This is a genomic window from Thermoleptolyngbya sichuanensis A183 (genome assembly GCF_013177315.1).
GTDB lineage: Bacteria > Cyanobacteriota > Cyanobacteriia > Elainellales > Elainellaceae > Thermoleptolyngbya > Thermoleptolyngbya sichuanensis.
This window is the reverse complement of the sequence record NZ_CP053661.1, coordinates 782,905-796,079: the sequence shown is the minus strand read 5'-3', so window position 1 is coordinate 796,079 and position 13,175 is coordinate 782,905. Positions and strand designations below refer to the sequence as shown.

Genomic DNA, 13,175 nt, shown 5'->3' with positions numbered 1-13,175 from the left:
CGAGAACCTGCCGAGAATTTGCCAAAAACTTGACTAAACTTAGCTCAATCTAGCGATCGCCCCTGGCAAAACTCCACCCGATTTTTGCAATCCTGCGCCGCAAGTCCCCAAAAACACCGAGTAATCGCATTTTCTCGGAATCCTCTCCGTAGATTCCGTCAGGCACTTGTTTTCCTGCAACAGCTAGCCTCGGATTAGCTGTTGCAATCGTTTCAGGACTCCTGCTGTTTTGAAACTGCTGCTTCAGGGTTGCTATTTTCACAAAGTTCTATGCGTTTTTCCCAGCTTCATCAACCGCTCCGCTGGTTTGCACTGACTGTTTTTTCCGCCTCATCGATCGCCCTGGTTTCGCCACCCCGCGAATGGGCTGCCACCGCCCAAACCACCAGCCAGTCCGTGAGTCCAGAGATGGCCCAGGCTATGCTGCAACAGGCCGTGTGCCTCAACGACTGGAGTCAGGCAATTTACGCGGTGAACTTGCTGATCGGATCGCCCAGCACCGCGCCCGCCCTGCGAGAGCAATGGGTTCGCTATCGTCGGCAGCTTCAGGAATACCAGACCCTCCGCAGCAGCTTTGACCTGAGCAATACGCCAGAATGTGCAGGGGCGATCGCCCAGGCCCAGCAAGCCGCTGCCGCTCAGCAGGTCGCCCGTGCCCAGCCGCTCGACTGGGATCGCGCCACCGCCGGATTCCGCCAGTCCAGCCCATCCCACCCCCAGACGAGCGCCGCCCCCACAGGACGCAGCACAACAGCCTCCAGCACCGCCCGCAGCAGCGCCAACAGAAGCGGCGGGAACGACTGTGCAGACCTGATGAACCCCCGCAGCGGCGAACGTCGCGTCTCCACGGGTTCCGCCAGCAGCCGCTGGAACTACGCTATCTTCCAGGCATCAAGCAGGCAATATTATCTGCGCTATTGGGAACAGGCAGACTGCACCCGTCGAGGGGAAACTCGCTCGTTTAGCACCGAGCGGGAGGCGTATCGAGCGTTTATCTGTGAGCATGATCGAGAAAGGTGCGATCGCCTCCCCAACTAAACCCAGCGTAAGTCCCACAAAAATTCAGAGCATCGGACAGAAATCGTCATAGACATAGCCAAATCTGCTCGATGCTTTTATTTAAGCTAGCTTAAGCCAGTTTCTGAGCAGCAGGATAGAGTCATAATCGATGTCAATCGTTGTTTATTCCGAATCTTTGTCCTGGTTTCCTGCTTTGTGCTTCTGGCTAATCGCGCTAGGCTTATCACATGAGTCTTTTATGGAAGCCGCGTCGAGTTGCGATCGCCCGGCTTTTCTTCCGTAAGCATCCGAGGCCGTTGATGGCCTGAAGGAAACAAACCGAGCCATTCAAGGGACTACGATAAATATATCGAACGCTTGATATACAAAAGACTGGTTTTGAATCCCCCACTTTAGTCAATGCCAAAGATTGTTGACCACGAAGAATATCGCAAAGAGCTGCTGAGCAAATGCTTTGAGGTGATTGCTGAGAAGGGCTACAACGCAGTCACCATGCGACAAATCGCTCAGCGTGTCGGGGTTTCTACGGGCACGCTCTATCACTACTTTCCCAGCAAGGAAAGCCTGTTCGAGCAGCTTGTGGGTTTTGTTTGCGAACAGGACTCCTTCGAGTTTATGTCCCGCACTGCCCACCTGGAGAGCGTTTCAGAGCGTCTCAGGGTGGGGTTTGAGCTATTGGCGGAGCGGGAGGAATACTTTCAGCACCAGACGCTGATGATGCTGGACTTTGCCCGCCAACTCAGCCTGGAAGAGGTGAACTGCAACGAAACGCTGCAAGGCTCGGTGGAGGGTACAGAGCAGGGCATAATGCACTGTCTCGGCATTGATGACATTGAACTGGTGCGCTTTTTGGGCAATTTTGTAGATGGACTGCTGCTGCGGCGATTGTATGTGGGCGATCGCACGTCGATCCCGCGCCAGGCCGCGCTGCTCGGTGAAATGCTGCAAGCCTATCTCGCGTCCAAGCAAGCCGCCCCCACTGAACCCTCCGTTGAACCTCCTGTTGAACCCCCCGTTGAAATCCCTGACCAAGCCCTTAAGCAAACCCTAGAAAAAAAGCTGAGCAAAGAACTGGACACAGCCGCGCTGGTGGGCCAGGAGGAGCGCAACTAAGCCACCCTCAAGCGTCCTTGAAACCTTCTGCGGTGGTGGAGTTTGGGGCTAAACATGGCCGCCTGTGGTTTGTCTGAATTTTTTCAAAAAGGGAGTGACAAATTGAAACAATGCGCCTATATTGTTTTATAACTCCTGTTCGATATAAATTGTCCTGGCGATCGCTCCGGCCTGGGTTTTGCCTAACTGGACTGCGACGGGTCAATCAACCTTCAAGTTAACGAGCTTTTAAGTGCGAACGGACACCTCGATTAGTTGCCTTATTGAGAATTTTAGGAGTCTGAAACCCTCCTTTTCTCGTAGCCATTCTCAAGAGGATCTGAATTTTTCGAGGTGCCCGAGCTTTTAAGTACAAGCTTTCAAGAAGTTGGTTAAGGAACCGGGTTAATGCCCGCGCCTCAAGAGTCTGATACTTGTTCGAGAGTCGTGTTCAGTCCGTACTTCTATCAACACTGATTCGCCTCCTGGAAATCTTGGCCACCCCCCCTTTCCCCACCGTCTAGCTACTGTGTACACACAGTCTTCTATGCTTGAGCGGCGATGCTTTGCTCCCCCCTTAACCTCCCTTAAGTAAGGGGGAACCGGAGCCGAACCCAGAGTGACCCAAAGCGGGGAGAACGGGATCGGAAGTCCCTCTTACCATCGGAAGTCCCCCTTGGTAAGGAGAACCTGGGGGGATCTTTCGGGGCCTTATGCAAACAATCGAGATGGGTGTACGCAGTAACGGCTGTCTAGAGAGGTTTGCATGACTTGCTGACACTCTCTAACTTGTAGAGAACTTGCAGAGGAGTTTGTTTGTGCGTCTCGATTTGCATGTCAATCGTTCGATTGTCGATGCTAGAAATAACGACCGTTCGATATACAAAAAATCGCTTCGTCAATTTTCGTTCACGCTTAACCGCGACCCGCTGATGCCCTTTCCAAAGCCCGTGCGCTCCTAAGGTAACGCCGTGCTGGCTCGCCCAATTCTGGTTTTGCTTTCGGTCAGCCTTGTCCAAAAGATTGGCTACAAAATTTCTCCAAGAGCAGGTGTTCTTCTATGCAACCCATCAGTCCGTCCCCACTTGCAACGCCTAACCTAAAACTCGCGTTTCTCCCGGTCAAGCAGGCCCGTCGCCGAGCATCTAGCGTCCTTTCGGTGCGTGAGCAAGAGGTGCTACAGCTTATCGTCGATGGATGCCGCACATCTGAAATTGCAAAACGACTACACCTCAGCCAAAACACTGTAAAGGTTCACGTTCGCAATATCTTTAACAAGTTTGGCGTGAATGATCGCGTGCAAATGGTTGTCCATGCATTTCGGAATGACCTGGTTCACTAAGTAAATGATCCTAATTCTTTGCAAGTCAGGACTTACGCACTTGCGATAGGCTCTTTGGGTTTTGGACGATTTTTCGCGGGCTGCGTCCGCGAAAAATCGTCCAACTGCGTAAGTCCTAGCAAGTATTTGTAGGATGTACTAGCGCCAGCGTAACGCATTAAAGCTTTTCGGGTCAGTGCGTTTTTGGAAAGGCTTGTTCTAATAAAAAAGCGCCATCAACTGGGCGCTTTCGGGTGTGAGGACTCAGTACAATAACTCAGTGAATAGGACTCAGTGAACAGCGGAATAAGCGAAACATTCATCGATCCATTCAGCCTCAGGAATTGGGAGAGAAAAACTGCCCAATTCCTGATCTCAGAGCTAGATTACGCTTCCGCTTCGGTCGGCTCTTGCTGTCTTTTGGCTTTGTATTGCAGCACTGCCTGAGACAGTTCTGTTGCAACTAGCGTGATGAGCAGCGCGTCATCAATTTGTCCCAAGAACGGGATCATATCTGGGGAAAAGTCGAAGGGGCTGATGAGATAAATCAGCGATGCGCCGACGATCCACCAGCGGTACTTGGGGTTGGCAACCAGCTTGCGAAGCAACCCATAAAACGGCTGAGCAAAAAATTTCTTCATTTCAGTGACTCGATTCGCTTGACCACGACCTTACGTTATTCATCATCGCGGATTGCCCAGGGTTTTGAAAGCGCTTAAAGGTGCGGTTTATCGGGCTATTTTGGGGGTGAAAACCAGTCTTTGGGTGAGGGATGGGCGAGAAATTTTGGATTTTGGATTAGGGATTTTGAATTAGGGATTTTGGGCAGCATTCGTTTGCTGTCTAATTCTTGGAACCTGCCTGCTGATTCCTAATTCCTCAATGCAGAGTGTGCAGCTTGCGCCAGCGCTTTGAGGGCGGCGGCATCGGGGGGCGATTCGGTGCTGTCTAGGTTGAGCCAGAGCAGGTATTCGAGGTTGCCTGCGGGGCCGACGAGGGGCGACCAGGTGAGATTGGCGTAGCGCCAGCCGAGGGTTTGGGCAGCGGCCAACACCTGGGCGATCGCCCCTGCTTGGTCAGCCGCCTCTCGCACCACGCCCTTTTTGCCAATTTTTTCTTTGCCCACTTCAAACTGGGGCTTCACCAGCAAAATCACGTCGCGGGGAGGCTCCAGCAGGTTCCACAGCGCGGGTAGCACCTTGGTCAAAGAGATGAAGGATACGTCTACCACGCCCAAATCGGGATGTGGATCGGCTGGGCCGTAGAGGTCGGCGGGCGTGAGGTGGCGCAGATTGGTGCGTTCGCGCAGCACCACGCGCTCGTCTTGGCGGATGCTCCAGGCGACCTGACCATAGCCTACGTCAATGCCGTAGACTCGCGCCGCGCCCGCTTGCAGCAGGCAGTCGGTAAAGCCGCCAGTGGAAATGCCGCCATCCAAACACACGCGCCCTGCAACCGGGATTTGAAAGTCTGTCAGTGCCTTGGCTAGCTTTTCGCCGCCGCGAGAAACAAAGGGCGATCGCGCTTTGACTTCGATCTGGGCAGTTGGGTCAATTTCCGTGCCCGGTTTGTCGATCACCTGCTGGTTAACCCGCACTTCGCCAGCCCGGATCAGCCGTTGTGCCTGCTGCCGCGACTCGCACAGCCCCAGTTCTACCAGTTGTGCGTCCAGCCGCTGCCGCGCCACGCAATCGCCCCCCAAGAGTGCCCATGTCGATTTTAGATTTTAGATTGGGGATTTTAGGATTTTGGATTTTGGATCGTCCTGCTAAGAGATGCCGGGATTCCCATCGATCATGGAGAAACTTGGGCAGCCGCGTTCCTCTACTTCTAATCAATCTCACTGATCAACGTTATTGATCAGCCAATAGAGGCTTTCCCTCTTCGTTCTTCGTTCTTCCCTCTTCGTTCTTTCCCCCTTCCCTCTTCCCCATGCCGCTGATCACCCGATAGAGGATATTAGCTTTTGCACAGCATGGCTAGCTTGATACCACAGTTGGTCAGGGTTTAGCCCAAACACCAGCTTCACCAAAAACAGCAGGATCAAAATTGAGATGGCGCTGCTAATTAGCGACCCGGCAACGCGCAGCAGCCAGCCCAGCAGGGGTAGTGCGAGGGCGATCGCCCCTAGGATGAGGGCTAGAGTCAGGGCATCTTCTGGAAAGTGCAAGTTCATGGCAAAGCCTTGGTGCAAAATGGTTCAGATAGACTAGCATTTTCTCTGAATCAGCGGGTGTGCAGGGCGATCGCTTTTGGGGGCGGGGTTTGAAAGTTTTCTTTAAGAAACGCTGACTGGCACCTGGCACTTGCAAGAACTGCCCTATCTGGGGATCTCGCAGCCGTGAACTTACGGGAAGATAGAGTCTGAAGGCTAGTCCATCTCTTTTTGGTGTAGGCGAGTGAGCGTGATTCCCCCTCTGGATCTAACACAGCAATTTCAGACCATCAGCGCTGAGGTGAATGAAGCAGTGCTGACGGTGCTGGCTTCGGGTCAATATATCAACGGGCCGCGGGTGCAGCAGTTTGAGCAGGCGTTTGCGGCGTACATTGGTACATCGGAGGCGATCGCCTGCAATTCTGGAACAGACGCGCTCTATCTGGCGCTGCGGGCATATGATATCGGCGCGGGGGATGAGGTGATCACCACGCCGTTTACCTTTATCGCGTCAGCAGAAACCATTAGTCAGGCCCAGGCAACGCCTGTCTTTGTGGATATTGACCCGGCCACGTTTAACCTGGATCTGGCGCAGGTCGAAGCGGCAATCACGCCCCGCACTCGGGCAATTATCCCGGTGCATCTGTTTGGGCAGCCTGTGGACATGACGCGGCTCATGGCGATCGCCCAGGCCCACAACCTGATTGTGATTGAAGACAGCGCCCAGGCGGCCGGGGCCGAGTGGAACGGGCAGCGAGTGGGCAGCATTGGGCAGGTCGGCTGCTTTAGCTTTTTCCCTACCAAAAATCTAGGAGCCTGCGGTGATGGCGGCGCGGTGACGACGAGCGATCCGGCGATCGCCGCTCGGATTCGCGCCCTGCGAGAACACGGCAGCCGCACGCGCTACTATCACGACGAGATCGGCCTCACCAGCCGTCTGGATGCGGTGCAGGCGGCCATTTTGCAGGTGAAGCTGCGGTATCTGGAAACCTGGAATGAGCAGCGACGGGCGATCGCCGCTCGCTATACAGAACTGCTCCGCCCGATTCCGGGTGTGATTCCGCCGTTGCCTATTCCTGGCGGCAAACCCGTCTGGCATCAGTACACCATTCGCCTGTCGCCGCTGCCTGCGGGAACTGTGGGTGGAGAATACCGCGATCGCGTCCGGCAGTCTATGCAGCAGCAAGGCGTTAGCTCAATGATCTACTATCCATTGCCGCTGCATCTGCAAAAGGTCTACGAACCGCTGGGCTATGGCCCCGGCTCCTTCCCTATCACGGAGCAGCTTTGCCATGAAGTCCTATCGCTGCCCATGTTCCCCGAACTGACCCCAGAGCAACAGGAGCGGGTCGTCTATGCCCTGAAGGATAGCCTGAATCCTCAGGGATAGCTGGAGACTGCTGCCTCCAAAAAACCTGCCCTAAACCTCCGCTTGGCTGACCAACTGATTCTCCTGCCTGAGGCTGGCTTCAATAAAGGCATCCAGTTCGCCGTTCATGACATCGGTTACGGCGGTGGTTTCGACGTTTGTGCGAACGTCCTTCACCATCTGGTACGGGTGAAACACGTAGTTGCGGATCTGGTTTCCCCAGGCTGCTTCTACCATGTCGCCCCGGATATCGGCAATTTCTTTGGCGCGTTGCTCTTTGGCCATCACCAGCAGCTTGGCCTTCAGACGGGCCAGGGCTTTTTCCTTGTTTTGAAGCTGCGATCGCTCTTCGGTGCAGCGTACCAAAATCCCCGTCGGCAGATGGCGCACCAGCACCCCCGTTTCCACCTTGTTCACGTTTTGCCCGCCCTTGCCGCCAGAGCGCATGGTGGTAATTTCCAGGTCTTTTTCGGGAATGTCTAGCTCTACGGAGTCGTCGAGAATCGGCATCACTTCCACGCCCGCAAAGCTGGTCTGCCGCTTGTCGTTGGCGTTGAAGGGCGAAATCCGCACCAGGCGATGAGTCCCCTTTTCGTTTTTCAAATAGCCATAGGCGTAGCGCCCGTCAATTTCTAGCGTGGCAGATTTGATGCCCGCTTCGTCGCCCTCCGACAGTTCCGACAGCGATACCTTATAGCCGTGGCTTTCGCCCCAGCGGGTATACATCCGCAGCAGCATCTCGGCCCAGTCTTGCGCGTCGGTGCCGCCTGCGCCAGCGTTAATCGTCAGCACGGCACCCCGGTCGTCGTATTCGCCAGAGAGCAACTGCTGAAGCTCCCACTGGTCAAGTTCGCGGCTCATCTGGCTGAGGCTGTCCTGCGCCTCTTGCAGCAGCGATTCGTCAGATTCCAGTTCCAACAGTTCCAGCACTGCCTGGGCATCGTCCAGGGTGGTTTTCCAGCGCTGCACCTGCTCAACGTGGGATTTTAGGTCGTTGAGTTCTTGCAGCACTCGCTGGGCCTGGGCCTGGTTGTCCCAAAAGTCGGGCTGCGAGGCGACCTGCTCTAGGTCTTGAATTTTGGCGTTGAGGGCAGGCAGGTCAAAGATAGTCCTGGGTATGACCCAGGCGATCGGACAACTGTTCGATGCTGCGCTTGATGTCGGACGAATCGATCATTGGGGTTTAGAGGTAGAAGAGGGTTTGGTTGAGTCTTGGGACAGGTGGTGAAGCGGCGTTGAATTCAGGTATTGCCTCACCGTTGATACCTGGACAGGGTTGAAAGCTAGGTCGTTGATTGCCCTAAGTCGATAGCGCTCCAGCCCAGTTCCCCCCTTTTTAAGGGGGGCTAGGGGGGATCTTTTTAAGGAGGCAAGGGGGGAGCTTTTAAGGGGACTAGGGGGATCAAAAGGCTATAAAACACACCCTAATCCCTGGAATTCTCATTTTACCTCTGCGGCTGGGGCTTTGGGGGCGGCGATCGCCTTCGGGTAGGCAATCCGCTGGTGGTTAAACTGTTGCCACACCTGCACAAAGACTTCGGCAATGCGGGGCATTTCTGATCGCTCTAGGCCCGAATCGACCAACTGGTTGTCTTGCCAGCGGGCGTAGAGGATGCGGTTGACCATCGCCAGCGCGTCTTTGGGCGTGGCATCCTTGAGCGATCGCAGCGCAGCTTCGCAGGAATCGGCCAGCATCACAATGCCCGTCTCGCGGGATTGAGGAATCGGCCCATCGTAGCGAAAATCTGCCTCGCGAAGGATGAGCGATGGATTGGCTTTGACGCGCTGCTGGGCCTCGTGGAAAAAGTAGCCGACCAGCATCGTGCCCTGGTGTTCGGGAATAAAGGCGCGGATGGCGCGGGGCAGGCGATAGCGGCGGGCCATGGCCTCGCCTTCGGTGACGTGCTTTTTAATAATGCTGGCGCTCACCCAGGGGTCGTCAATGCTGTCGTGCTTGTTAGGCCCGCCCATCTGGTTTTCGATAAAGCCCAGCGGGTCGTGCATCTTGCCAATGTCGTGATACAGCGTTCCTGCCCGCACCAGTTCTACATTGCAGCCCAGTTCGCGGGCCGCTGCCTCCGCCAGCGTAGACACAAACAGCGTGTGCTGAAAGGTGCCAGGAGCTTCTTCGGCCAGTCGCTTGAGTAGCGGCCGGTTGGGGTTCGACAGTTCCACCAGCCGAATCGGGGTCACCAGGTCAAAGGCTTGCTCCAGGTAGGGACTGATGCCCAGCGCGACGATGCTCCAGGCAACGCCCAGCAGGCCCTGCGTCAACGAGGCCATGAGGATGGTGTACCAGACAATGCCGCTGCCGCCGCTGACGATCAGGCTCAGCAACAGATAGACCAATCCCTGCGTTAGCCCGATGGCTCCGCCCAGCAGGGCGAGTTCTTCGCGCGATCGCAGTCGGCCCGCCATCACCGCCCCCAGCAGGCTGCTGACCGAGCTGGCAAAGAGATGGCGACTGCCCACATTCATCCCCAGCGGCAGGGCCAGGCTGAGAAACGCAGCCACCGTTGCGCCTAGCGGCGATCCGTAGAACGTGCTGACCAGCAGCCCTACGGCGGGGAGCGTCGTAGTCGAGGCGCCAAACGCCAGCAGCACCGGGGTACTCAGCACCAGCAGCATGACCAGCACATAGTCGCGCCGTCGAAAGCCGGGGTGAAAGCGCCTTTCCAGCAGGAGAAATGCCGCCACGCCGCCGCTCACCAGGGCCGCGAAGCTGGTCAGCCCAAACCAGTTAATGCCGCGCTGGCTCAGCCCAAAGTGGTCGAGCAGCACAAAGCCTTCCTGGGTAATGACATCGCCCTGATCGACAATCACCTCGCCTCGACGAATCGTCACCATGACTGGCTCGACTGCCTGGGCAGCCTGCTCTGCCTGGAGTCGAGTTTGGGCTGGGTCTTGGATCAGGTTTGGCTCGATGGCAGAAATCAGGAGCGTGCTAGCCAGGGGCAACGTGTTGGCGGGCAGGTCGGTTCCCATCTGAATGCGAATGGCATCTTTCAAAATGCTGTTTGGCAGACCAGGCGCAACTCCCTGGGTGAGGATTCGTTCGAGGGCGCGACGGATTTTGACTTTGGTATCCAGCCATTCGGTATCAGAGAGTTGTAGCACGGCAGGAGAATAGAGGCTGGCTCCTGCTTCCGGCGTGTTTGACAGCTCCGCTAGGGCGATCGCATAGTTTTGGCGGGCCCGCACGATGACTCGCTTTAGTGCCGAAAAGTCTTCTTCCGACATCGAGCGTCGCTGATTTTGCAGTTCCAGAATGGCAAGCTGCTGAGCCGACCGCGACGACGGCTCGCGTCCGCTTGAGGTTGCCGGAGTAGAAGACAAGGGCAGGCGGCTTGCAGTTGACTCGACGGCCGCAACGATCGATTCCCACTCTGCCTTTGAGGTTTGCCGGAGATAGGATTGCGTCGCAGTCGATAAAGTACCTGTAGAGATGTATGGGAAGGGCCCGGCCATCTGGCGCAGCGCGTCCCCTTCGTCTAGGAGGCGCTGAATGGATTGATAAATGCGCTGATTGACCGCCGGATCGATCATCAGCACAGGTAGCGCACCCAGGCGGGCAGCCATCCGCTTTTCTTCGGTTGACTTGCTATCTAGCACCGTTGCATTCTCCGGAGCCCGCAGCGTTTGAGGAGCAACGGTGCCCACGGCAAGCTGAGGCTCGTTATAGAACCGATAGCCAATCACGCTCGTCAGCGTCAGCACGGCCAGCAGCGCATAGGCCCGGGGATAGGCACAGGTCGAAGAAAAGGAAGACTTGCGACGACGAGCCGGGGGACAGAGCCAATCTTGCCCTAGCCGAGCCGCTTGGGAAACCTGGAGCCACAGACGGTTGGCATATTCGCTAGAAAAACGAGTCGGCGGGATACCAGCTTGCTTGCTAGGGCGCAGACTGCCTGGCTTAGAGCGATGTCTTTGCCGCCCCGGTTCAAACTGTTTGGAAAATCCTCGGAACAGTTTCATCAGCGCACCAAGTGGCACTTAATTAAAGGGCTGTGGCGATCGCACCAAATACGAGACGATTTTTTCTTGGAAAGAAGAAACAGGAATTCTTAACCGATGGGTCAAAACCCCAGAGCCATCTCGCCTGCTACAGATCTCTAGTATAAGCGAGAGGTTTCGTTTACAAGAAGATAGAGCAGGGGTGCTTCGTGGGGCAATGGGGGAAAGCACTTTGAAAGCACTTTGGGGGATGCGTTTTACTCGCAGGATTGTACCCGCGCCATTCGCAGCACCAGCTCGTCCATCGTTGGGCGGACGGTTCGCACAGGCTGGTCAAAATGATTGACCAAGATGCTGATCGCCAGGGGCGGATGCTGGGGCGGCTCTAGATAGCCCGACAGTGAGGCGATGCCGCTGATGGCTCCGGTTTTTCCCCAGAGCCTTCCCTGCACGGGCGTATTGCGGAAGCGGTTTTGAAGGGTGCCACTGCTGCCGGCTACGGCCAGCGAGTCGCGAAACACGCGGGCGTTGGGAGTGCGGGCGATCGCCCTCAGGGTTTCCACCAAGGATTCTGGGCTGGCCAGATTTTTGCGGGCCAGTCCAGAACCATCGACAGGGGCGTAGCTGTCGGCGGATACGCCCAGTTGGGTCAGGGTTGCTTTGAGAGCCGTGATTCCGGCGGAGAGACTATTGGCGGACTGATTGGGCAATTGCTCTGCGCCCAAAATTCTCAGCATTGCCTCGGCGTAGAGGTTTTCGCTGTTGGCGTTGGTGGGTTTGAGCAATTCCGACAGGGGGGCAGAGGCGATGCTGGCGATTTCGGGTTCCGTGAGGCGGGTGGGCGTGGTGGCGATCGCCACTGGGCCAAGCACGATGCCCTGGTTGCGGAGCGAGCGCCGCAGTCGGTTGATGAAGTGGCGGGTTGGATCGGTGACGGGGATGATTTCTGGCTCTGCGGCGCTGCCGACCCGCAGTTGGCCGCCCACCCGCAGCAGCAGTCGGTCAAAGGCGCGGCGGACGGCTGTAAATTCGGCTTCGCTGGCGGCGACAGTGCGAGAGCGATTGTCGATGGCCCAGCCCGCGCCATCGGCCGGGTCGCGCCACACGACGCGGAGGGGCTGCCCCAGCGCTTGGGGAACCAACTGGAGGGCGATCGCATTGCCATCCACCATCACACTGCTGACGGGTGCGCCGTAGCCCGCCTGGGCATCTTCCCAGTCCCAGTTGGGGTTTACCTCGTCGCCCTGGAAGTAGGAGGTATCGACCGTCAGGCGATCGATGCGGGCGATGCCCTGTGCCCTGAGTTGTGTGGTCAGCGCATCGAGTTGGGCAGTGGTGAGCGTAGGGTCGCCGCGCCCCACTAGCCGCAGCCGGACTTGCCCTGCCTCTGCTGCTTCTGCCGCATCGCGGTCGCTTGCGTCGCGGTAGAGAGAGGTGCGAATGCGAAAGGCGGGGCCGAGGGCCGTCAGCGTGGCCGCTGTGGTGAAGACTTTGGCATTGGATGCAGGAATGAAAAACTGGTCTGCTTCGCGGGCATAGAGCGTTTTGCCCGTGTCGAGCGATCGCACCAATACGCCCCAGCGCGATCGCGGCACAGGCTCTGCATTCAGCAGCGCGTCCAGTTGCCCTGGCAAATCTGTCGCACAGAAACTGCCGGGAGATTGGGCGATTTGGGGATTTTGGATTTTGGATTTTGGATTTTGGGTAAGGTCTGGTTTAGGAACTTGGCTTTGGGCGATCGCCGTGGACAGGTTCCCACTGCCCAACAGCGCCAAGAGCGCGGCGAAGACGATCGGGGCCTTCTGGCTGCGGTGCCAGCCCTGCCAGCCGCCCTGCCATCCGACGCTCAAAGCCGCTCCTCCAGGGGCTTGCAGAAAGTCTCCACGCCCGTTTTTTGTACGTAAATGGCAACCAACGTCGCCAGATCAACGGGCAGCACCATTTCGGCTGCTAGAAGCTGGATGCCCAGGGCGATCGCCCCTGTCTCCAGGTGACCTCGAACACCGGACTGGCAAACGTAGACCCGCCAGCGCTTGGCAAAACCATCGAGCCAGCCTTCCGACTGATCGGGTTCCTGTCCTTCCCGCAGCGCCAGGGCGATCGCCGCATCTTCCAAATCTCCTTCGCAATCTTCCAGCATGGTCAATGCTGCCAGGGCCTCAGGATTTTCGGCTAGCTCGGCGCGATAACGAACCAATTCATCAGGCGAGACAATCATGCAGGATTTGGGCAAACGTAAAAGGGTGACGACTCTGGTACATCAT

The 13,175-nt window shown here is 56.7% G+C and carries 11 protein-coding genes; 4 read left to right on the top strand and 7 right to left on the bottom strand.

Going from position 1 to position 13,175, the window contains the following annotated elements:
• Positions 1–270 precede the first annotated feature (270 nt).
• The 3 genes from HPC62_RS03465 to HPC62_RS03455 all read left to right on the top strand — a co-directional run bounded on the left by HPC62_RS03465 (position 271) and on the right by HPC62_RS03455 (position 3,454).
• Positions 271–1,038, top strand: coding sequence for a hypothetical protein (locus HPC62_RS03465; RefSeq protein ID WP_172353762.1), 768 nt, complete (start codon positions 271–273; stop codon positions 1,036–1,038).
• A 381-nt stretch (positions 1,039–1,419) separates the two neighbouring features.
• A complete protein-coding gene (locus HPC62_RS03460) occupies positions 1,420–2,133 on the top strand; it encodes a TetR/AcrR family transcriptional regulator (protein WP_172353761.1) in 714 nt (237 codons plus the stop codon).
• Between the two features lie 1,039 nt (positions 2,134–3,172).
• A complete protein-coding gene (locus HPC62_RS03455) occupies positions 3,173–3,454 on the top strand; it encodes a response regulator transcription factor (RefSeq protein ID WP_172353760.1) in 282 nt (93 codons plus the stop codon).
• A 365-nt stretch (positions 3,455–3,819) separates the two neighbouring features.
• Here the strand turns inward: HPC62_RS03455 and HPC62_RS03450 are convergent, their stop codons facing one another.
• The 3 genes from HPC62_RS03450 to HPC62_RS03440 all read right to left on the bottom strand — a co-directional run bounded on the left by HPC62_RS03450 (position 3,820) and on the right by HPC62_RS03440 (position 5,609).
• Positions 3,820–4,074 carry a YkvA family protein gene (locus HPC62_RS03450; protein WP_172353759.1) on the bottom strand — a complete coding sequence of 85 codons (255 nt, stop codon included), beginning with the start codon at positions 4,072–4,074 and terminating at the stop codon, positions 3,820–3,822.
• 230 nt (positions 4,075–4,304) lie between these two features.
• Positions 4,305–5,120 carry a TlyA family RNA methyltransferase gene (locus HPC62_RS03445; protein ID WP_172353758.1) on the bottom strand — a complete coding sequence of 272 codons (816 nt, stop codon included), beginning with the start codon at positions 5,118–5,120 and terminating at the stop codon, positions 4,305–4,307.
• A 255-nt stretch (positions 5,121–5,375) separates the two neighbouring features.
• Positions 5,376–5,609 carry a hypothetical protein gene (locus HPC62_RS03440; RefSeq protein ID WP_172353757.1) on the bottom strand — a complete coding sequence of 78 codons (234 nt, stop codon included), beginning with the start codon at positions 5,607–5,609 and terminating at the stop codon, positions 5,376–5,378.
• A gap of 223 nt (positions 5,610–5,832) precedes the next feature.
• Between HPC62_RS03440 and HPC62_RS03435 the strand changes: the two genes are divergently transcribed.
• Positions 5,833–6,978 carry a DegT/DnrJ/EryC1/StrS family aminotransferase gene (locus HPC62_RS03435; protein ID WP_172353756.1) on the top strand — a complete coding sequence of 382 codons (1,146 nt, stop codon included), beginning with the start codon at positions 5,833–5,835 and terminating at the stop codon, positions 6,976–6,978.
• A 30-nt stretch (positions 6,979–7,008) separates the two neighbouring features.
• On the opposite strand, the gene prfB is transcribed toward HPC62_RS03435, so the two are convergent.
• The 4 genes from prfB to HPC62_RS03415 all read right to left on the bottom strand — a co-directional run bounded on the left by prfB (position 7,009) and on the right by HPC62_RS03415 (position 13,129).
• A protein-coding gene (gene prfB / locus HPC62_RS03430; RefSeq protein WP_216655321.1) for a peptide chain release factor 2 occupies positions 7,009–8,134 on the bottom strand; the annotation gives its coding sequence in 2 pieces (ribosomal slippage) (positions 7,009–8,058 and positions 8,060–8,134; 1,125 coding nt in all).
• Between the two features lie 263 nt (positions 8,135–8,397).
• Complete coding sequence (locus tag HPC62_RS03425) at positions 8,398–10,932, bottom strand: HD family phosphohydrolase (protein ID WP_172353755.1); 2,535 nt, start codon at positions 10,930–10,932, stop codon at positions 8,398–8,400.
• Between the two features lie 236 nt (positions 10,933–11,168).
• Positions 11,169–12,761, bottom strand: coding sequence for a D-alanyl-D-alanine carboxypeptidase/D-alanyl-D-alanine endopeptidase (gene dacB / locus HPC62_RS03420; RefSeq protein WP_172353754.1), 1,593 nt, complete (start codon positions 12,759–12,761; stop codon positions 11,169–11,171).
• Entirely contained in the window at positions 12,758–13,129 is a 372-nt protein-coding gene (locus tag HPC62_RS03415) for a hypothetical protein (protein WP_172353753.1), read from the bottom strand. The genes dacB and HPC62_RS03415 overlap by 4 nt, the downstream gene beginning before the upstream one ends.
• Positions 13,130–13,175: the final 46 nt, after the last annotated feature.